The following is an 18954-nucleotide window of genomic DNA, read 5'->3' on the forward strand; positions in this document are numbered from 1 at the left end:
CCCGCCAGCGACAGCCGAGATTATTCTCGCAAGGTGCATCGTTTCAGCCCGGCAGAGCTTACGCAGCCCTTCTATTATCAGGCCCACCGCGTGCTCAACTCGCCTGAAGGATGCTGCCCATGCCCCGCCCCGCTCTGCCGGCCACAGACGAAATTTCCTTCGCCAGCCCGCCGGTCAACGCCGAGCGCCTGCTGCAAATGATCAGCGAAGAGTACGACGCCCTGCCGCGCCAGCTCAAACGCGTCGCCAGCTACATCAGCCAGCAGAGCGAGCGAATCATGGTCGAGCGCATCAGCGATATCGCCCGCGAGTGCGAAGTGCATCCGTCAGCCATTGTGCGTTTCTCGCAACGTTTCGGGTTCAGCGGGTTCAGCGAGATGCAGGCGCTGTTCCGCCAGGCCTGGACGCACAAAACCACGCCAGCGCAAAACTATCAGCAACGCATCCGCAGCCTGATCGCCAACAACTCGCAGACCGCCAACAGCGGCGACCTGGCCCGCGAATGCATCGACGCAACGCTCTCGGGCATCGAACGCTTGGGCCGCGAACTGGACGAGGTGGCGTTCGATACGGCCGTCGATCTCATCGTCAATGCCGACGACATTTATGTTGTCGGGGTACGACGTTCGTTCGCCGTCGCCAATTATCTGGTTTACAACTTGCAACATACGCAGAAACGCATTCATCTGGTTTCCGGCATCGGCGGCAGCTATCGCGAGCAAATGCGCAGCGTGCGCGCCAACGACCTGGTCATCGCCATCAGTTTTGTACCCTACGCCAAGGAAACCCAGCACTGCCTGCGGTTCGCACAACAGCAAGACGCCAATGCCCTGATCATCACCGACAGCCCTCTGTCGCCACTGGCAAAACTTGCCAACAGCGTGTTGCTGGTCAATGAAGGCAGTGCGCTGGCCTTTCGTTCGCTGAGTGCGACGCTGTGTTTGTGCCAGGCGCTGTTTGTGGCGGTGGCCTATCGGCTGGAACTGAATGTCGATGAGATTCACGAACAACCCGGATTCGACGACTGACAATTGCCTCTCGCTCGGCTAGGTTATGCGTTCCCACCGGTTCGACTTGAAGGAACGCGTCATGAAACTGATCGGCATGCTCGACTCCCCCTACGTGCGCCGCGTAGCAATCTCCGCCAAATGCCTGGGGATTGACCTCGAACACGAGTCGGTCTCGGTGTTCCGCCACTTCGAGCAATTCCAGCAGATCAACCCGGTGGTCAAAGCGCCCACGCTGATCCTCGACGACGGCGTGGTCCTGATGGACTCGACCCTCATCCTCGACTACCTCGAAGCCAGTTCCGGCAAGAGCCTGCTGCCAAGCGATCTCAAACAGCGCGCTCAAGCCCTGCGCCTGATCGGCCTGAGCCTCGCCGCCTGCGAAAAAGCCGTGCAGCTCTACTACGAACGCAACCTGCGCCCGGCCGACATTCAATATCAGCCGTGGGTCGAACGCGTCGAAGGCCAGCTCGCCGCCGCGTTTACCGCACTGGAAAAAGAACTTGAACACAGTGACTTGCCTGTCGACGGCTCCCTCGCCCAGACCGGCATCAGCCTGGCGGTTGCCTGGAGCTTCACCGAACTCGTGGTACCCGATCAGATCGACGCAACACGCTTTGCGCGTATCGCCGAGTACACCGCCTACGCAGAAGGCACCGATGCGTTCATCAGCACACCGATGAACTGATCATGAGCTCCAACGACACCGCCGCCCCGGCGTTAAAGGAAATCTTCAACGCCGAGCGCTTGCAGCACATCGCTGACGAAATGAGCGCGGTGTACCCGGCGTTCAAGGCCAAGACGTTTCTCAAACACGCCCAGGACGGACTCGCTGAACTGTCAGTAATGCAACGCATGGCGCGTGTCAGCGAAAGCCTGCATGCCGTGCTGCCGCTGGACTACGAAGATTCCCTCGAAGTGCTGTTCGAACTCGCGCCACGGCTGAACAGCGGCTTCGTCAGCATGTGCCTGCCGCATTACGTCGCGAGCTACGGCGCTCACGCGTTCGACACCTCAATGGACGCGCTGAAGTACTTCACCACCTTCGGCTCCTCCGAATTCGCCATCCGCTACTTTTTGCGCAGCGACCTCGAGCGCTCGCTGGAACGAATGCATGATTGGACCCGAGACGAAAACCACCACGTTCGACGCCTAGCCAGCGAAGGCAGCCGCCCTCGCCTGCCGTGGTCGTTTCGCCTGGAAGCGGTGCAGGCGGATCCGCTGCTGGCCGCCGGGATACTGGATCGGTTGAAGGCGGACGAGAGCTTGTACGTGCGCAAGTCGGTGGCGAATCATTTGAATGACGTGACGAAGGTGCATCCGGAGTGGGTGCTGGACACGATTGAAAGTTGGTCGCTGGAGAACAAGCACACGGCCTGGATTGCCAAGCATGCGCTGCGCAGTTTGATCAAACAGGGCGACGTGCGCGCGCTGACGGTGATTGGCGCAGGGGCGAAGGCTGAGGTTGAGTTGTTGGATGTGCAGGTCGAGCCGGCGGTGGTGAGGTTGGGGGAAGCGATTACTTTGTCGTTTACAGTGAAGTCCATGGTGGCGCACGAGCAAAGGCTGGTGATTGATTATGCGATTGAGTATGTGAAGGCAAATGGCGGGGTTTCGAGGAAGGTTTTCAAGTTGAAGACTCTGGCATTAGCGGGTTTCGGGACTGAGGTAGTGCGACGGAATCAAGTCATCAAGGATTTTACGACGCGCAAGCATTTTGCCGGGCGGCATGGGGTGCAGGTGATGGTTAATGGGGAGGTGTTGGGGAGTGCGGCGTTTGAGGTTTTGATTTGAGGCGTGAGTTGTTTATTCACCAAAGCAGCCGGTAGCGGATCAGTGCACTGGCAGCCGTGCTTCGATATTGCGCGCGGCGGCACAGTGGACGACTCACGGCGTCAGCGTTTACCAACTTCCGTACGGAATGCCGAATTTCTCGATATAGCGCTTGGACTTTTCGCTGACGGGATAGGCGTAGCGACCACCGTTTTTCCCAAGCTCCGGCCCTAGCGGCTCAATCTCGCCTTGCGCTCGAGCAACCTTTATCGGTCGATGACATGAGTCTCTCACCCACACCTGAACAACACCGCCCGGAGCAAGTCCCAAGTAAACAGAGGCCATGAAGCGTGCTGTCCTGTCAGGTCTCTCGGGGCACCGTTGACTGGTAGAAGTCACCATTATCTGTCTGGCATTCTCTGGAATATCCACCCACGCTTGCCACGTTTTCTGTTCAACGATTGATTGCCAGCGAACATAGATACGAATGGGTAGATCGGCGCCCACCACTCTTTTACCGCTGCCCCCAACCCCTGTCCAGCCGCGAGCAGAGTCAGTACCGTCTTCAGGCTCTCCGCCCGCAGCAGTCCCACCACCGGTTCTAAAGAAATCTCTGCCGGTTATGTCCTGCACGGAACTGTCCTCCACCCATACCTTCATGTAATCGGGCTCAGTGAAAGCCAGCTCCCACCATTTCGACTTTGGATCGCTCTTGGCTGAGAGCAGATCAGAAGACTGGCAACCCGTTATGCATACGCCAAGTAGCAGGGCGACAAATAATTTCATTACCAAAGAGTCCAGTCAGGTACGTGAGGATGCTGCACGCGAATCGCGTCTGCGGTGGGCGCATTGATATAGACGGCGCGGACTCCGCTGCCGTCTCTTCTTCCAAGAGGGTGATTCCAATTTGCGGACATGTGGATGTATTTCAACCTCAGCAGGTTCTCCTCTTGCTGAGTTGTGGTGTAGTCACCTGCGACAAATCGGTCGCACAACGCCTGAAGCTCTGACGGGACCGCCAAAGCAGCCGTGGCTGGAATATCATCGAAGCGAACCCCCTTCTCTTTTGCCAAGCTATGCATCACCCGAAGATATACCCTCGACAACAACCCGCTTACGGGACGTTTGAGTTGCAGAGCTGCATAAACGCGCTTTCTACGGGGACTGAGCCGGTCCTGTTGATCCACGGGCAGGAGAAGCGCGTCCGGCGTAACAATTTCCAGCAGATCTTCGGGCCACCCCCTTGAGATCCACTCATTTTTAATGACCATGGCATCGCGGTAGATCGACGTAGTAGATACATCGGTAAACTTCGAGACCTCAAGCGTTTGCATTGGACTGACGAGTACACACTCTTCAATGTCATCGCGGTAACCGCCGCCGATGTCGGAATGCACCCCTGGAAGAATGACTTCCAAGTGGTCGGCTTTAACGCGACTCAATGCAAAATTAGCGCGATATTCGTCCCGCGCCGACAACTGAACGACGTCAGTAAAAAACCGCCGGTCGAGGTAGAGCTTGATACCCGTGGCCACAGGACTTTTAACGTTGCCAAAATTCGACCAGCCTGCAACCGACGGCACAGTGTCGAACAGCCCGATGAATCCCATGTTGATGCTGCCTTGGTACTGATCGATGAAGGTGCGACTAAAGTCGCTCGCATTGTTGCGCAATACATCTCCGAGTGGCCCTTGTTTTCCGCGGACGACTGCATTGGCAAAATGCCTCGCGGCAGCTGCGCCGCGACTAAATCCGAACGTATCGAAAGTCAGAGAGGTAATTTCACTGTTTGGATTTTCGTTAATTACATCTTCAATACGCGATTTGATCTCGCTAAATGATTGTTGGACACGACCCGCTATACCCGTGTCTCCGCGGCCCGTGCCCGCTCCGAATGTACTGTCCTCTTCTCCCGATTGAGTGCCAATCCCCTCTATGTACACCCTGCGAAACGCCCGCTTTTGCGAGCCGTCTCCTTCGGCTTTCTGAGGTGCGAAGTACAGTTCACTCAGTTTGTAAACGTTGGTTGTTTCATTGGCATAGCTACTATCTGGATTGCGCATGTAGGGCTTGCAACTGGCATCGATATCCTCAGGCGCAATCGGATGCTGAGCACCACACAACAACCCCGCAGCTGAGTTGTTCGCGTTGTTGCCCGTGCCATCAAAGAACACCCCGATCCTCAACGCAATCCCGATTTTCTCAGGCGCGCGCGCAGGCTCTTTCCCATGCTTCTCATACTCGGCCCAATGCTGGGCGTGTATGTCGACGGGTTTGGCTTCTTCGTAGCGATAGTTTTTCGGCGGGTTTGGAACGTAGCCACTCAATCCTTGATTCCTTCTGATCCTTGAAGAACGGCCAGAAGGGTGACAGCCGGGAGGGGGCGGTGCAAGCCGTGGCGGTGTGCCAGCCACGGAGCGTCAGTGCGAGCAGGCTCACTCCCAAAAAGGAATGAGCCTGGCTGGGGATGGCGGGTCAAATCGACCGCTGATTCACCCGCGCCATCAACTGTTCAGCACTTTCCTTGCGCTCGGAATAGCGATCGACCAGATGCGCCTGCTGCCCACGCAGCAGCACGGTGAACTTGACCAGTTCTTCCATCACATCCACCACACGATCGTAAAACGACGAGGGTTTCATCCGCCCTTCTTCGTCGAATTCCATATAGGCCTTCGGCACCGAGGATTGGTTGGGGATGGTGAACATGCGCATCCAGCGGCCGAGGACGCGTAGTTGGTTGACCACGTTGAACGACTGCGAGCCGCCGCAGACTTGCATCACCGCCAGGGTTTTGCCTTGGGTCGGGCGCACAGCGCCGAGTTCGAGGGGGATCCAGTCGATCTGTGCTTTGAACACGGCGGACATCGCGCCGTGGCGTTCTGGCGAGCACCAGACCTGGCCTTCCGACCACAACACCAGATCGCGCAATTCCTGGACCTTGGGATGGTCGACCGGGACGTCGTCGGGCAATGGCAAACCGGATGGGTTGAAGATCCGCGTTTCGGCGCCAAAGTGTTCGAGCAGGCGCGCGGCCTCCTCGACCAGCAAGCGGCTGAAGGAGCGTTCACGGGTCGAGCCGTAGAGAAGAAGGATGCGCGGTTTGTGTTCGCCGACATTCGATGGCTTGGCCGCGTCGAACAGGCTTGCGTCGAGGTTGGGCAGATGGTCTGACATGAAGCCTCCTTACAGCGTGCCGATGCGGTCGAGTTCGGCTTTCAGTTGCCCGCGACTGAGCGAGTGAAACGGCAGATCGAGGAAGGCTTGGCAGCGTTCACCGATGCGCATCAGAGTGGCTTGGAATGCCGCGTCGATTGCCGCTTCGTCGCCCTGCACTTCGGACGGATCTTCCAGCCCCCAATGCGTTTTCAGTGCCGGACCGAAATACACCGGACAGGTTTCGCCGGCGGCTTTGTCGCAGACAGTGATGACGATATCTGGCGGGTTGTTTGCGAAGGCATCGTTGCCTTTGCTGTACAACCCGTCGATGGCGATACCGTGCTTTTGCAACGTCGACAGGCTGCGCGGCAGAACCTGGCCTTTGGGAAAACTGCCGGCACTCACCGCTTGGAAACCAGCGGGAGCCAGGTGATTGAACATGGCTTCGGAAAGAATGCTGCGGCAGCTATTGGCCGTGCACATGAACAGGACTCGCATCGATGCGCTCCGTAGATAGTGGAAGATTCAGCAGCAGGCGCGTTCGCGCACGGGTCGGCCATCCATGTTTTGCAGGCGCGCGGCGTTGTCCTTGAGCCAATCGGCATTGGCCTTGGATGTCAGCTGAAGGATTTCGCCGATCCATGCCGGCAGTTTCGGATTGAGGCGGTAATACACCCACTGGCCCTGACGGCGGTCGAGCAGCAAACCGTTACTGCGCAGTTGCGCGAGATGACGGCTGATTTTCGGCTGGCTGTCGTCGAGCGCACACATCAACTCGCAAACGCAGAGTTCACCTTGCTCGGCGATGAGCAGGATGGCGCGGACGCGGGTTTCGTCGGCGAGGCTTTTGAAGACTTCGGTGGGGGTGATCATGGTGATCGGCTCGCCATATGCGGGAAATCGAATATACGGATATCCATATATTTATCAACCCGCGAAAGCAGCCACGGCGAATAACCCTGTGGGAGCGAGCCTGCTCGCGAAGGCGGTGGGTCAGGCGAGGTTTGCGTATCAGATACACCGCTTTCGCGAGCAGGCTCGCTCCCACAGGGGGATTTGGATGCGCCAGGTTTAACCGCGTAAAAGCCCCTGCTCGGCCTCACACAACCCCACCACATAATCCCAGACCACTCGCAGCCGCACCGATTTATGCAGCTCCCGGCGGGTACTGATCCAGTAGCTGCGCTCGATGCTTTCATCCGGCAACAGTGCCACCAGATCCGGGTCGGACGCGGCCATGTAGCACGGCAGCACGGCGATGCCCAATCCCGAGCGCGCCGCTTCCTGTTGGGCAATGACGCTGGTGCTGTGAAACACCACGCGCGGGCTTCGGCAGAAGCCGTTGAGGAACATCAGTTCCTGACTGAACAGCAGGTCGTCAACGTAACCGATCCACGCATGTCGGCCCAGGTCTTCGCGGCTGTGCAGTGGCGGTGCGTTGTCGAGGTAGGTTTGGCTGGCATACAACGCGAGTCGATAGTCGGTGAGTTTGCGCGTGACCAGCATGTCGGCGGACGGCCGTTCGAGGTGGATGCTGATTTCCGCTTCGCGGTTGAGGATGCTGACAAAGCGCGGCACGGCGACCAGTTCCACTTCCAGCCCGGGGTAGCGCTCGAACAGACCGATCATGCGGCTGGCGAGGAACTTGATGCCGAGGCCTTCGGTGACGCCGACGCGGATCTTGCCCAGCGGCGCGGTGGACTGGGTGATTTCTTCCTGCGCCAGCAACGCGACGTTTTCCATCGCTTCGGCGTGCTTGAGCAGCGCCTCCCCCGCCGGGGTCATTTCGTAGCCTTGGGCGTGCTGGACGAACAGCGCCGTGCCAAGGCTTTTTTCGATCGACTCGATATGCCGCGCCACCGTCGCGTGGGTGGTATTGAGCCGACGCGCGGCGGTGAGCAGGCGGCCGCTGCGTTGCAGCTCGAGAAAAAAGCGCAGGTCGTTCCAGTCGAACATGGCAGGTCCTTGTCAGCTATCGTCACTTCGGGCTGTTTGAAAACGCACAGCGGCTGCGCAAAAACTAACATTCTTTTAACGAAAGCTAACAACTAGAGTGTCCGACAATAAAAACAAAAAGCGAGGTCAGGGCATGCACACGTCCCTGGATGAATTCGACTACATCGTGGTCGGCGCCGGCCCCGCCGGTTGCTTGCTGGCCAACCGGCTCTCAGCGGATCCACAGCAACGGGTGTTGCTGCTCGAAGCCGGCGGACGCGACAACTACGCCTGGATTCATATTCCTGTGGGTTACCTGTTCTGCATCGGTAACCCGCGCACCGACTGGTGCTTCAAAACCGAACAACAACCCGGCCTCAATGGCCGCGCGCTGAGTTATCCGCGGGGCAAGGTGCTGGGCGGCTGTTCGTCGATCAACGGCATGATCTACATGCGCGGCCAGGCCGGCGACTATGACGGCTGGGCGGCGGCGGGCAATCCGGGCTGGGCCTGGAAAGACGTGCTGCCGCTGTTCAAACAGAGCGAAAACCACTTTGCCGGCGGCGCTGAATTTCATGGCGATCAGGGTGAATGGCGGGTCGAACAGCAGCGCCTGTCGTGGCCGATTCTGGATGCCTTTCGCAGCGCCGCCGAGCAAAGCGGCATCGCCAGCATCAATGACTTCAACCAGGGCGACAACGAGGGCTGCGGCTACTTTCAGGTCAACCAGAAAGCCGGGGTGCGCTGGAACGCGGCCAAGGCCTTTTTGAAACCGCTGCGCAGCCGGGCGAACCTGACCGTGCTGACCGGCGTCGAGGTTGATCGTGTCTTGCTGGAGAATGGCCGCGCGGCGAAAGTCAGCGCGCAGCATGAAGGCCAGACCAGACAGTTCAAGGCGCGCAAGGAGATTGTCTTGTGCGCCGGCTCGGTCGGCTCGCCGAGCATTCTGCAGCGCTCCGGGATCGGTCCGCGGCCGCTGCTCGAACGCTTAGGGATAGGCGTGATTCATGAGCTGCCGGGGGTCGGCGGCAACCTGCAGGATCACCTGCAACTGCGCCTGATCTACAAGCTGGAAAACGCCCGTACCCTGAACCAGATCGCCGGCAGCGTGTGGGGCAAGATGGGCATGGGCCTGCGTTATCTGTACGATCGCAGCGGGCCGTTGTCGATGGCGCCGAGTCAGTTGGGCGCGTTTGCCCGCTCCGGCCCCGAGCAAACCTCGGCGAACCTGCAATATCACGTGCAGCCGCTGTCGCTGGAGCGCTTTGGCGAGCCGTTGCACAGCTTCCCGGCGTTCACCGCCTCGGTGTGCGACCTGCGCCCGCAGAGCCGTGGGCGCATCGAGATTCGCTCGGCCGATCCGCAAGCGGCGCCGCTGATCCAGCCCAATTATCTTAGCCATCCAGAAGATCTGCGCGTCGCCGCCGATGCGATTCGCCTGACTCGGCGCATCGTCAGCGCCCCTGCCCTGCAAGCGTTCAAACCGGTCGAATACCTGCCCGGCGACAGCTTGCAAAGCGAAGAACAATTGCATGAAGCGGCGGCGAAAATCGGCACGACGATTTTCCATCCGGTCGGCACCTGTCGCATGGGCAACGACGGTGACGCGGTGGTCGATGCGCAATTGCGCGTGCATGGCGTGCCGGGTCTGCGCGTTGCCGATGCGTCGATCATGCCAAGAATTACCTCGGGCAATACCTGTTCGCCTACGCTGATGATTGCCGAGAAGGCGGCACAACTGATTTTGTCCAGATCCGCAGATATATCCCCTGTGGGAGCGAGCCTGCTCGCGAATGCGGTAGCTCACTCAGCCTAGAAGTTGACTGACAAAAAGCTTTCGCGAGCAGGCTCGCTCCCACAGGAATCATCACCAGACTCAGGCATCGCGCATTACCGGACACGCAACACCAGTGGAACAACAAAAACAATCACTGTGAGGGATACCGATATGTCAGAACACGTTCAGCCGCTGGACGCTGCGGGCAGCGCCGAGACCAGCAACGCCACGCAGAAAGTCATCTTCGCTTCATCACTCGGGACGGTGTTCGAGTGGTATGACTTCTTCCTCTACGGCGCCCTCGCGGCGGTGATCAGCAAGCAGTTTTTTGCCGGGGTCAACGACACCACGGCATTCATCTTCGCGCTCATGGCGTTCGCCGCCGGCTTCATCGTACGGCCGTTCGGCGCGTTGGTGTTCGGCCGCCTGGGCGACATGATCGGGCGCAAATACACCTTTCTGGCGACGATCATTCTGATGGGCGTGGCGACGTTCTGCGTCGGCCTGCTGCCGACCTACGCCAGCATTGGCATCGCCGCGCCGATCATTCTGGTGGTGCTGCGCATGCTTCAGGGCCTGGCGCTCGGTGGCGAATACGGTGGTGCGGCGACCTACGTGGCCGAACATGCGCCGATCGGCAAACGCGGCTTCCACACCAGTTGGATTCAATCCACCGCGACCCTCGGCCTGCTGCTCTCGCTGCTGGTAGTGCTCGGTTGCCGCTACTTCACCGGCGACCAGTTTGAAGTCTGGGGCTGGCGCATTCCGTTCCTGCTGTCGATCGTGCTGCTGGGTATTTCCACCTGGATTCGCCTGAGCCTGCACGAGTCGCCGGCCTACCTGAAAATGAAGGAAGAAGGCAAAACCTCGAAGGCGCCGATCCGCGAATCCTTCGGCAAATGGGAAAACCTCAAAGTCGTGCTGATCGCGCTGTTCAGCATCAACGCCGGGCAAGCGGTGACCTTTTACGCCGCGCAGTTCTACGTGCTGTTCTTCCTCACCCAGTTCCTGAAAATGGACCCGGCGGTGGCCAACAGTCTGCTGATCATCAGCGTGGTGATCGGCGCGCCGTTCTTCATCTTTTTCGGCTGGCTCTCGGACAAGGTCGGACGCAAACCCGTGCTGATGCTCGGTCTGCTGCTGGCGACCGCACTGTACTTCCCGATCTTCAAGTCCTTGGCCCACTACGCCAACCCGGCGATCGATCAGGCCAGCCGTCAGGCGCCGATCACCGTCCTCGCCGACCCCGCCACTTGCACCTTCCAGTTCGATCCGGTGGGCAAGGCTAAATTCGACAGCCCCTGCGACAAGGTCAAGACCTTCCTGGTCAAACAAGGCCTGCCCTACTCCAGCGTCGCAGCACCTGCGGGCAGCGCCGTGCAAGTGAGTGTCGGCGACGTGAAGCTGGATGGTTTCGATGAGGCGGCACTGCGCGGCGCGATTACCCTCGCCGGCTACCCGCAACAAGCCGATATGCAGCAGATCAACAAACCGATGATCGTCGCCCTGATCGTCGCGCTGATCATCATCTCCGCCATGTGCTACGGCCCGCTGGCGGCGCTGATGGTCGAACTGTTCCCGACGCGCATTCGCTACACCTCGATGTCGCTGCCCTATCACATCGGCAACGGCTGGTTTGGCGGCTTCCTGCCCACCGTGTCGTTTGCGCTGGTGGTGTACACCGGGGATATTTTCTACGGGCTGTGGTATCCGGTGCTGATCACCGGGGTGAGCCTGGTGGTGGGGATGATCTGTCTGCGTGAGACGAAGAATATCGATCTCGACAAGAACTGAAAACCCGCTGACACAATGGCGAGGGAAGCGATTCTCTCGCCATTTTTTTGCTCAGGCGTCCGCCTTGATCACTTCGAATGTCACCTGGTCCGGATAAAAGGCCACGTAGTCGCGGATCGGTGCGACGGAGACCTTCGGGTTTTCGTACGTCCACACCGCGTTGGCACCCTCATGTCCGGGCACTTGCAGGCTGAAATAGTTGGCGTCGCCCTTGTACGGGCAATAGCTGGTGTGGTCGGTGCGGGCGAAGTATTTTTCGTCGATGTCTTCGCGCGGGATGTAGTACACCGGCGGATAGTTGGCTTCGTTGAGGATCAGCGCGTGGGAGGACGCGGCGACCTGGATGCCGTGGAATTTCACCAGCAGGCAGCCGCTGAGTTGTTCAACGCTGATCACGGGGCTGGGGCTTTTCATGGGGTTCTCCTGAAGACGGCGAAGAGACCGGTTCAGGTATAGCTGATGGGCTCGGGTCTGGTTGAGATTGCAGCCGAACGGCGAAAATCTTTGGCAATCGTTTTATCTGTATATCCATACAGATAAAAGTTGCTCGCGCCGCAGACTCCAGCCATCCTGTGCGCTCCCACAAACCAACCAGCGATGGTAGCTATGCGGCTGTACCTCTGTGAAAAACCTTCCCAGGCCAAAGACATTGCGGCCGTGCTCGGCGCCAGGCGTCGCGGCGACGGCTGCTGGTTGGGGACGGACGTCACAGTGACCTGGTGCATTGGCCACTTGCTCGAAACAGCGCCGCCGGATGCCTACGACGCGCGCTACAAGCGCTGGGTGCTGGCCGATCTGCCGATCATTCCCGACAAATGGAAAATGACCGTCAAGCCGCGCACCGCCAGCCAGTACAAAGCAGTGAAGCGTCTGCTTGGCGAGGCCAGCGAACTGATCATCGCCACCGACGCCGACCGTGAGGGCGAGATGATCGCCCGGGAACTGGTCGAGCACTGCCGCTATCGCGGGCCGATCCGCCGCTTGTGGCTGTCGGCGCTGGACGAGGCATCGATTCGCAAGGCCTTGGCCGCGCTGAAACCGGGAGCCGAAACCTTCAGCCTGTATCACTCGGCGCTGGGCCGTTCGCGGGCGGACTGGCTGATCGGCATGAACATGAGCCGGTTGTTCACCTTGCTGGGCCGTCAATCGGGTTATCAGGGCGTGTTGCCGGTAGGACGAGTACAGACGCCGACCCTGCGATTGGTGGTCGACCGCGACCGCAGCATCGCCGATTTCGTCCCCGTACCGTTCTGGGCAATCGACGTGGATTTGCTGCACAACGGCACGGCGTTTACCGCGCAATGGCGCGCACCAGCGGACGCTTGTGATGATCAGGATCGCTGCCTGAATCAGGCGTTGGCGCAACAAACAGCGGCGGCGATCAGCAGTGCAGACAGCGCACGGGTGATCAAGCTGAAAACCGAGCGCATGCGCGAAGTGGCGCCCCTGCCCTTTGATCTCGGCACCTTGCAGGAAGTCTGCTCGAAAAAGCTTGGCCTTGGCGCGCAGGAGACCCTCGACATCGCACAGGCCCTTTACGAAACCTACAAAGTCATCACCTATCCGCGCAGTGATTGCGGCTTTCTGCCGTTGAGCCAACACAGTGAGGCGCCATCGATCCTCACCGCATTGCGTCAGGCCGATCCGAGCCTTGAAGTGTTGCAGGGTTTTCTCGAACCGCAGCGGCGCTCGCGAGCCTGGAATGACGCCAAGGTCAGCGCTCACCACGGCATCATTCCCACCATCGCCGCGAAGAATCTTGAACGCCTGACCGGCAAACATCGCGCGGTGTACACGTTGATTCGCGCGCGCTACCTGGCGCAGTTCCTGCCCAATCACGAATATGATCGCACCCAGGCCGATTTCGATTGCAACGGGCAGGCGTTGCGCGCGGTCGGCAAGCAGATCATCGAAGCGGGCTGGAAGCGCGCATTGCCCGAAGCACTGGCACCGGCCAAGGGCCGCGAAGCCCCCGCGCCGCAAACCTTGCCGACCCTCAGCCAGGGCGTCGAATGCGCTGTGGCGAAGGTGAATCTCAAGGACCTTTGGACGCAGCCGCCAAAACCCTACACCGAAGGCGATCTGATCAAGGCGATGAAGAACGTCGCCAAACTGGTCGAGGATCCGCTGCTCAAACAGAAACTCAAGGACACCACCGGCATCGGCACGGAAGCTACCCGCGCATCGATCATCCAAGGGCTGCTGGATCGTGGTTATCTGGTGAAGAACGGCAAGGCGCTGGCGGCGACACCTGCGGCATTCAGCCTGATCGATGCAGTGCCGCGGGCGATCGCCGATCCTGGCACTACGGCGATCTGGGAACAGGCGCTGGACATGGTGCAGAGCGGCGAGATGAGTCTGGAAGAATTCGTCACCAAACAGGCTGCGTGGATGAGCAAGCAGGTCAGCCGCTGCTCAGCTCTCAGCCTGACCATCAGCGGCCCGCCGCCAGCCGGCAAAGCCGCAGCGCCGTGGAAGAAAAAGCGCAAGTCGACGGCCAGCAAAACCGCCGGTACACGCAAACGCACGGCGCGACCGGCGACTCGATGAATCCCTTGAGGTTCCCTTCTCTACGTTGCTGAAACGGATCTTTTCTCATTCCAAAACAGCTTTGTCCGACAATATGTAGTGCTTGAAAATAATCACTACAAAAACCGTTGACGGCATCGTTTTGCTTTTGCATGATGAAGACGTTCCCCGATCGGGAGCACTGGTAACACGCTTGAGCAAACTCGTCTGACCGCCGAGTTGTTTTTTCCGGATACACGCTGCCCACAAGGCAGATTGAAGAAGCTGACCTGGCCTGAACGTCCAGTACAAGGACGAGAAGCGCTGGCGAAAATTCTCAAGACGCTTGTGGCCGACACTGGATTGTCGTCAAGGAGCCTCCCGGTTTTCGCTGCTTCTCCTCGTTGTGACGCTATTGCGTAGCAGTTATTCAACACGACTACATGCAACAGATGCATGACCCCGTACTTCATACGGGCGAGTGCTGACGTCCTGGTTTCGGTGCCAGGGATCAACTAACCGATGGGCTACCTGTATTAGCGAATCAACTTTGAAAGATCACCAGACTGGTCAAGGGGCATAACAATGAATCTGAACAATCAACCCACCATCGAAGAACTGGCTCGTATGTTCGCGGCGCAGAAAGACAGCCACGACAGCCATATTCTCTGGATCAGCAAGTCGGGCCAGGTACACATCGACTGCCTGTCGCCCCATGCTGGCGAGGAAGAGTTCGACCGCAACCACCAGAACCTGCTGGCCCGCCTGAAGATGTACCGCCGCGGCCACGGTTATGTCGGCAAGAAGGCTGCGGCCGACAAGGACTTCATTAGAAGTGTGCTGCAGACGCTGAAACAGGCGTGGGATTCGATGCAGAATCAGAATGAAGTTCGGGTGATTGATCGGTTGTATTGAATAACGCTTCAAAAAAAAGGGCCTGCTTCGATAAGACGCAGGCCCTTTTTACATCCAGAACACACCCTGCAACTTTGTGAGAGCGAGCCTGCTTGCGAATGCAGTCTTCAGGCGCAAACATCAGTGTCTGACATGCCACATTCGCGAGCAGGCTCGCTCCCACAGGTCTTGTTCATGTCATATGCGTTTGCAGAACAAGATCAACAAACGCCAACGCCGCCGCACTGTGATAATTATTTCTGCGCCGCAACAACGCCGCGCCACGCTGTGGCGCCTCCCCTTCGACCCGCAAGCGGCGCAATGCGCGGTCTTCGCTGGCAATCGCCTCGGGCAGCATGGTCGCCAGCGGCGCATGCCGCACCACTTCCAGCAACGTACTCACCGAATTCACTTCAATCCGCACCTGCGGCGTAATCCCGTGCTCACGGAAATACTCATCCACCAATAACCGCGTAATGAAGCCCGGCGCCAGCAAGGCGAAATCCATTGAAGCCAATTCCGTCGGCGTCAACACCGAAGGGCTGTCATAGAGCGGATGCCCAGGCCCGACCATGATCCCCAGCGTCTCGGTAAACGCCGGTATGCATTCGATATCGGCATTGCGCACCGGCGTAAACGCGATCGCGACATCCAGCGAGTCATCCGCCAGCCCTGCCTCGATGTCGTCCATCGACAGTTCGAACACTTCCAGATGAATCCCGGGAAACAGTGCCCCATAGTCGCGCACCAGTGGCCCGACCAGATACGCCATGAACGTCGGCGTCATCGCCAGGCGCAGCGTGCCGCGGGACAAGTCCTTCACGTCGTGCAAGGCGCGCTGCCCGGCTTCCAGCTCCACCAGCACGCGCCGCGCGCACTCGATGTAAGCCACGCCGGCATCCGTCGGCTTCACCGTGCGTGAGGTGCGATCGAACAGGCTCACGCCGAGGGTCTCCTCCAGTTGCCGGATCTGTTGCGACAGGGTCGGCTGCGACACGTGCAGCGCTTCGGCGGCGCGGGTGAAGCCACCGTGATCGGCAACGGCGAGCAAATAACGCAAATGTCGCAACAGCATGAGGACACCATCTATAGGCAGGGCTTATGCGAAGCATTGTATATCGGTCTTGGACGCTATGAATCGACCGGCGCAACATTGCTTCCACACACAGCAAGCCAACCCCTGAAAGGAGTGACACCATGCAACAGTCCCACGCCTACAACGACAACAGCCTGGCCCTGACCACCCGAGTTCTCGACGCCAAGGCGAAAAAAGATCTGTCGTGGCAGGATCTTGCTGACGGCACCGGCCTCAGCCTGGCCTACGTCACCGCCGCCCTGCTCGGCCAGCATCCGCTGCCGGAAAACGCTGCTCGAGTGGTCGGCGACAAGCTTGACCTCAACGCCGATGACGTCGCCGCTCTGCAGATCATTCCTTTGCGTGGCAGCCTCAGCGGCGTGCCGACCGATCCGACCATCTACCGTTTTTACGAAATGATCCAGATCTACGGCACCACGCTGAAAGCGCTGGTTCACGAGCAGTTCGGTGACGGCATCATCAGTGCGATCAACTTCAAACTGGACATCAAAAAAGTCGAAGACCCGGAAGGCGGCTCCCGCGCGGTGGTGACGCTCGACGGCAAGTTCCTGCCGCTGCGCCCGTTCTAATGCGCCCGGCCCGCATCCTGCGTGCGGGCCATCTCATTACTGCCACGAGGACACGCCCATGAAAGCCCTGATCGACGGCTTCCTGAAATTCCAGAACGAAGCCTTCCCGCAACGCAGCGAACTGTTCAAACATCTGGCCACGACTCAGCAACCCGGCACGCTGTTCATCACCTGTTCCGACAGTCGCGTGGTGCCTGAGCTGCTGACCCAGCAAGAGCCCGGCGAACTGTTCGTGATCCGTAACGCCGGCAATATCGTGCCCTCCTACAGCCCTCATCCGGGCGGGGTCTCGGCGACGGTGGAGTATGCGGTGGCGGTATTGGGGGTGACCGATATCGTGATTTGCGGCCACTCCGATTGCGGCGCAATGACGGCGATTGCCCAGTGCAAATGCATGGATCACCTGCCCGCCGTCAGCGGCTGGCTGCAGCATGCCGAGTCGGCGAAGGTGATGAACGAAGCGCGCGTGCATGGCAGCGACGCGGCGAAATTGAGCTCGATGGTGCGCGAGAACGTGATTGCGCAACTGGCAAATATTCAAACTCATCCGAGTGTGCGCCTGGCGCAGGAGCAAGGGCGGCTGAATCTGCATGGCTGGGTGTATGACATCGAGACCGGCTCGATCGACGCGCTGCCGGCCGACCGCCGCACGTTTGTGCCGCTGGTCGAGCAACCTGAGACTTGCGCGATCAGCGCTAAGACTTCCAACGCAGCCTGACGCCCCGGCCGATGATCGTTCCCACGCTCCGCGTGGGAACGCAGCCCGTGACGCTCTGCGTCCCTAGAGGCATTCCCACGCGGAGCGTGGGAACGATCAGATCAAAAGATCGCAGCCTTCGGCAGCTCCTACACGGCGCGGTCCGGGTTTCAAGTCAGCGTTTCACCGTGAGATCAACCTGAGTCATCCGGCTACGCACGGTAAACACGCCATCGCCGGAAAGAATGGCACTGCGCGCAAACAGGCGCCCGCTCTCCCAATTCGAAAGGCCCAGTTCCGGCTTGTTCAACGCGTACTGGCCATCGACCCAACGGGTGATGCCGTTGCCCACGAACGGCGCATTCACCGCGTTGTAGAAGCGTTCCTGAACCGCCGCCGCCTCGCTGATCAACGACACGGTGAATTGCGGGCTGTAACGGTTGAAGAGCGCAATCGCCTGATCCAGATCGTCAACAATCATCAGGCTGACTTCCGGGGTTTCTTCCCATTCCCACTCGCGGCCCAGCTCCGACTCGGGCAAAGACTCGGCCAGCGCTTCGGTCTGGTAACCCTCGGCGCGATAAACCTCGACCGTTGCGTTCTGCCATTCGCTTGGCAGGCAACTTTCACTGCCCGCGACGATGTGCAATTTGCAGCCTTGGCCGCGCGCAGTACCGGCGTCTTTCAAGGCATCGAGGAACAGCGGCACCAGCTCATCGGCGCGTTCGCGCTGAATCAGGCAGACGTTCAGGGTATTGCAGACCTTGCGGTCCAGCGAGTTGCGCACCACTGCCGCGAAGCGAGTGGCGTCGGCGTCACGGTCGGCGATCAGCCACGCGCCGCCGGTACCGTGCAGGCTGACGGCAGTGCCGGCCTGTTGAGCAATGCTGCCCAACTGGCTGACCGCACGGCCCGAACCCCGCGCCACCGCCAGCGACAGACGCCGATCGGCGAACATCGCCCAGCCGGCGGCGTGATTGACGCTTTCGACCAACGACACCGCACCCACCGGCAAACCGGCTTCGGCCAGTGCTGGATTCAGCGCGTGAGTGACGATGGCTTGCGCAGTGCCCAACGCATCGCTGCCGATGCGCAGCACAGCCGTATTACCGGTGCGCAACACCCCGGCGGCGTCGGCAAATACGTTGGGTCGGCCTTCGAAGACAAAGGCTACGATGCCCAGCGGCGAGACCACTTGCTCTACCTTCCAGCCATCGTGCTCAACACTGCTGATCACTTTGCCCCGCGTCGGTGGCGCATCACGCCACGCGCGCAGCCCGGCGATCATGTCGCGGCGCATGCGTTCATCAGCGAGCAAGCGTGTGGTCGAGCGGCCGCGCGCCTTGGCCCGTTCGATGTCGGCGCGGTTGGCGGCTTCGATCTGCGTCCAGCATTCAGGACTTTCCAGGCGCTGAGCAAACAGATCGAAGAACCGGCTGATGGCTTCATCGGACACCGCCGACAACGCTGTGAATGCCGCAGCCGCACGCTCGATTGCCACCGAGGCGGCCTGTTGATCGGCCACGGGGATCAGCAACAACTCGCCACTGACCTGCTCGACCAGCAGATGGTCACCGGGCTGAAACCGCGCGGCCAGTTCGGGGCTGACCACGGTGACGCGGTTACCAGCGAAAGGGATCGGCGTGCCAGCGACTAGACGTTCGAGCGCAAGAGACATGAAGCGGATTCACCATGCAGAGGGCGGCCGGAAAATGTATAGAACACGATCCTGCAAAGCAACACTGCAC

The 18954-nt window shown here is 59.6% G+C and carries 18 protein-coding genes; 9 read left to right on the plus strand and 9 right to left on the minus strand.

Going from position 1 to position 18954, the window contains the following annotated elements:
• Nucleotides 1-119 precede the first annotated feature (119 nt).
• The 3 genes from J5M66_RS16320 to J5M66_RS16330 all read left to right on the plus strand — a co-directional run bounded on the left by J5M66_RS16320 (nt 120) and on the right by J5M66_RS16330 (nt 2801).
• Nucleotides 120-1028 (plus strand): MurR/RpiR family transcriptional regulator, encoded by a 909-nt coding sequence (locus J5M66_RS16320; protein ID WP_207808583.1) that lies wholly within the window; start codon nt 120-122, stop codon nt 1026-1028.
• Between the two features lie 61 nt (nt 1029-1089).
• On the plus strand, nt 1090-1695 hold the full coding sequence (locus J5M66_RS16325; protein ID WP_122700344.1) for a glutathione S-transferase: 606 nt from the start codon (nt 1090-1092) through the stop codon (nt 1693-1695).
• A 2-nt stretch (nt 1696-1697) separates the two neighbouring features.
• Nucleotides 1698-2801, plus strand: a complete 1104-nt coding sequence (locus tag J5M66_RS16330; RefSeq protein ID WP_207808581.1) for a DNA alkylation repair protein — start codon at nt 1698-1700, stop codon at nt 2799-2801.
• 108 nt (nt 2802-2909) lie between these two features.
• On the opposite strand, the gene J5M66_RS16335 is transcribed toward J5M66_RS16330, so the two are convergent.
• The 6 genes from J5M66_RS16335 to J5M66_RS16360 all read right to left on the minus strand — a co-directional run bounded on the left by J5M66_RS16335 (nt 2910) and on the right by J5M66_RS16360 (nt 7892).
• Complete coding sequence (locus tag J5M66_RS16335) at nt 2910-3566, minus strand: DUF2931 family protein (protein WP_207808578.1); 657 nt, start codon at nt 3564-3566, stop codon at nt 2910-2912.
• Complete coding sequence (locus tag J5M66_RS16340) at nt 3566-5107, minus strand: DUF2235 domain-containing protein (RefSeq protein WP_207808575.1); 1542 nt, start codon at nt 5105-5107, stop codon at nt 3566-3568. Before J5M66_RS16340 ends, J5M66_RS16335 begins: the two co-directional genes overlap by 1 nt.
• Before the next feature lie 148 nt (nt 5108-5255).
• Nucleotides 5256-5954, minus strand: coding sequence for an arsenical resistance protein ArsH (arsH, locus tag J5M66_RS16345; protein ID WP_207808573.1), 699 nt, complete (start codon nt 5952-5954; stop codon nt 5256-5258).
• Nucleotides 5955-5963: 9 nt separating this feature from the next.
• On the minus strand, nt 5964-6434 hold the full coding sequence (locus J5M66_RS16350; RefSeq protein ID WP_207808567.1) for an arsenate reductase ArsC: 471 nt from the start codon (nt 6432-6434) through the stop codon (nt 5964-5966).
• Between the two features lie 27 nt (nt 6435-6461).
• The gene (locus tag J5M66_RS16355; RefSeq protein WP_130926383.1) at nt 6462-6809 is read right to left on the minus strand and encodes a metalloregulator ArsR/SmtB family transcription factor; all 348 of its coding nucleotides are present in this window, start codon (nt 6807-6809) and stop codon (nt 6462-6464) included.
• 198 nt (nt 6810-7007) lie between these two features.
• Nucleotides 7008-7892 (minus strand): LysR family transcriptional regulator, encoded by an 885-nt coding sequence (locus J5M66_RS16360; RefSeq protein ID WP_207808565.1) that lies wholly within the window; start codon nt 7890-7892, stop codon nt 7008-7010.
• 133 nt (nt 7893-8025) lie between these two features.
• Here J5M66_RS16360 and J5M66_RS16365 point away from each other — a divergent pair, with 133 nt between their 5' ends.
• Both J5M66_RS16365 and J5M66_RS16370 read left to right on the plus strand, forming a co-directional pair.
• The gene (locus J5M66_RS16365; protein WP_207808563.1) at nt 8026-9687 is read left to right on the plus strand and encodes a GMC family oxidoreductase N-terminal domain-containing protein; all 1662 of its coding nucleotides are present in this window, start codon (nt 8026-8028) and stop codon (nt 9685-9687) included.
• 132 nt (nt 9688-9819) lie between these two features.
• The gene (locus tag J5M66_RS16370; RefSeq protein WP_024013261.1) at nt 9820-11442 is read left to right on the plus strand and encodes an MFS transporter; all 1623 of its coding nucleotides are present in this window, start codon (nt 9820-9822) and stop codon (nt 11440-11442) included.
• A gap of 51 nt (nt 11443-11493) precedes the next feature.
• Here J5M66_RS16370 and J5M66_RS16375 read toward each other — a convergent pair whose 3' ends face one another.
• On the minus strand, nt 11494-11856 hold the full coding sequence (locus J5M66_RS16375; RefSeq protein WP_024013262.1) for a DUF427 domain-containing protein: 363 nt from the start codon (nt 11854-11856) through the stop codon (nt 11494-11496).
• Between the two features lie 192 nt (nt 11857-12048).
• Between J5M66_RS16375 and J5M66_RS16380 the strand changes: the two genes are divergently transcribed.
• Nucleotides 12049-13992 carry a DNA topoisomerase III gene (locus J5M66_RS16380; RefSeq protein WP_207808560.1) on the plus strand — a complete coding sequence of 648 codons (1944 nt, stop codon included), beginning with the start codon at nt 12049-12051 and terminating at the stop codon, nt 13990-13992.
• Nucleotides 13993-14535: 543 nt separating this feature from the next.
• Nucleotides 14536-14865 (plus strand): hypothetical protein, encoded by a 330-nt coding sequence (locus tag J5M66_RS16385; protein ID WP_207808558.1) that lies wholly within the window; start codon nt 14536-14538, stop codon nt 14863-14865.
• 172 nt (nt 14866-15037) lie between these two features.
• Here J5M66_RS16385 and cynR read toward each other — a convergent pair whose 3' ends face one another.
• Entirely contained in the window at nt 15038-15919 is an 882-nt protein-coding gene (gene cynR / locus J5M66_RS16390; RefSeq protein WP_207808557.1) for a transcriptional regulator CynR, read from the minus strand.
• 122 nt (nt 15920-16041) lie between these two features.
• Here cynR and cynS point away from each other — a divergent pair, with 122 nt between their 5' ends.
• Nucleotides 16042-16509: a cyanase gene (gene cynS / locus J5M66_RS16395; protein WP_024013266.1), complete on the plus strand. Its 468-nt coding sequence runs from the start codon at nt 16042-16044 to the stop codon at nt 16507-16509.
• Between the two features lie 58 nt (nt 16510-16567).
• Nucleotides 16568-17227, plus strand: a complete 660-nt coding sequence (locus J5M66_RS16400; protein WP_207808556.1) for a carbonic anhydrase — start codon at nt 16568-16570, stop codon at nt 17225-17227.
• 154 nt (nt 17228-17381) lie between these two features.
• Here J5M66_RS16400 and J5M66_RS16405 read toward each other — a convergent pair whose 3' ends face one another.
• Complete coding sequence (locus J5M66_RS16405; RefSeq protein WP_123442229.1) at nt 17382-18884, minus strand: aldehyde dehydrogenase family protein; 1503 nt, start codon at nt 18882-18884, stop codon at nt 17382-17384.
• Between the last annotated feature and the right edge of the window lie 70 nt (nt 18885-18954).

The organism is Pseudomonas sp. 67(2021) (assembly GCF_017491835.1).
Classification (GTDB): domain Bacteria; phylum Pseudomonadota; class Gammaproteobacteria; order Pseudomonadales; family Pseudomonadaceae; genus Aquipseudomonas; species Aquipseudomonas atacamensis.

Bases quoted from the DNA above. Each gene is read 5' to 3' on its own strand.
- cynR (WP_207808557.1), bottom strand. From the start codon at position 15,919: ATGCTGTTGCGACATTTGCGTTATTTGCTCGCCGTTGCCGATCACGGT.
- cynS (WP_024013266.1), top strand. From the start codon at position 16,042: ATGCAACAGTCCCACGCCTACAACGACAACAGCCTGGCCCTGACCACC.
- J5M66_RS16330 (WP_207808581.1), top strand. From the start codon at position 1,698: ATGAGCTCCAACGACACCGCCGCCCCGGCGTTAAAGGAAATCTTCAAC.
- J5M66_RS16375 (WP_024013262.1), bottom strand. From the start codon at position 11,856: ATGAAAAGCCCCAGCCCCGTGATCAGCGTTGAACAACTCAGCGGCTGC.
- J5M66_RS16360 (WP_207808565.1), bottom strand. From the start codon at position 7,892: ATGTTCGACTGGAACGACCTGCGCTTTTTTCTCGAGCTGCAACGCAGC.
- J5M66_RS16350 (WP_207808567.1), bottom strand. From the start codon at position 6,434: ATGCGAGTCCTGTTCATGTGCACGGCCAATAGCTGCCGCAGCATTCTT.
- J5M66_RS16385 (WP_207808558.1), top strand. From the start codon at position 14,536: ATGAATCTGAACAATCAACCCACCATCGAAGAACTGGCTCGTATGTTC.
- J5M66_RS16400 (WP_207808556.1), top strand. From the start codon at position 16,568: ATGAAAGCCCTGATCGACGGCTTCCTGAAATTCCAGAACGAAGCCTTC.
- arsH (WP_207808573.1), bottom strand. From the start codon at position 5,954: ATGTCAGACCATCTGCCCAACCTCGACGCAAGCCTGTTCGACGCGGCC.
- J5M66_RS16380 (WP_207808560.1), top strand. From the start codon at position 12,049: ATGCGGCTGTACCTCTGTGAAAAACCTTCCCAGGCCAAAGACATTGCG.
- J5M66_RS16355 (WP_130926383.1), bottom strand. From the start codon at position 6,809: ATGATCACCCCCACCGAAGTCTTCAAAAGCCTCGCCGACGAAACCCGC.
- J5M66_RS16325 (WP_122700344.1), top strand. From the start codon at position 1,090: ATGAAACTGATCGGCATGCTCGACTCCCCCTACGTGCGCCGCGTAGCA.
- J5M66_RS16320 (WP_207808583.1), top strand. From the start codon at position 120: ATGCCCCGCCCCGCTCTGCCGGCCACAGACGAAATTTCCTTCGCCAGC.
- J5M66_RS16405 (WP_123442229.1), bottom strand. From the start codon at position 18,884: ATGTCTCTTGCGCTCGAACGTCTAGTCGCTGGCACGCCGATCCCTTTC.
- J5M66_RS16335 (WP_207808578.1), bottom strand. From the start codon at position 3,566: ATGAAATTATTTGTCGCCCTGCTACTTGGCGTATGCATAACGGGTTGC.
- J5M66_RS16370 (WP_024013261.1), top strand. From the start codon at position 9,820: ATGTCAGAACACGTTCAGCCGCTGGACGCTGCGGGCAGCGCCGAGACC.
- J5M66_RS16365 (WP_207808563.1), top strand. From the start codon at position 8,026: ATGCACACGTCCCTGGATGAATTCGACTACATCGTGGTCGGCGCCGGC.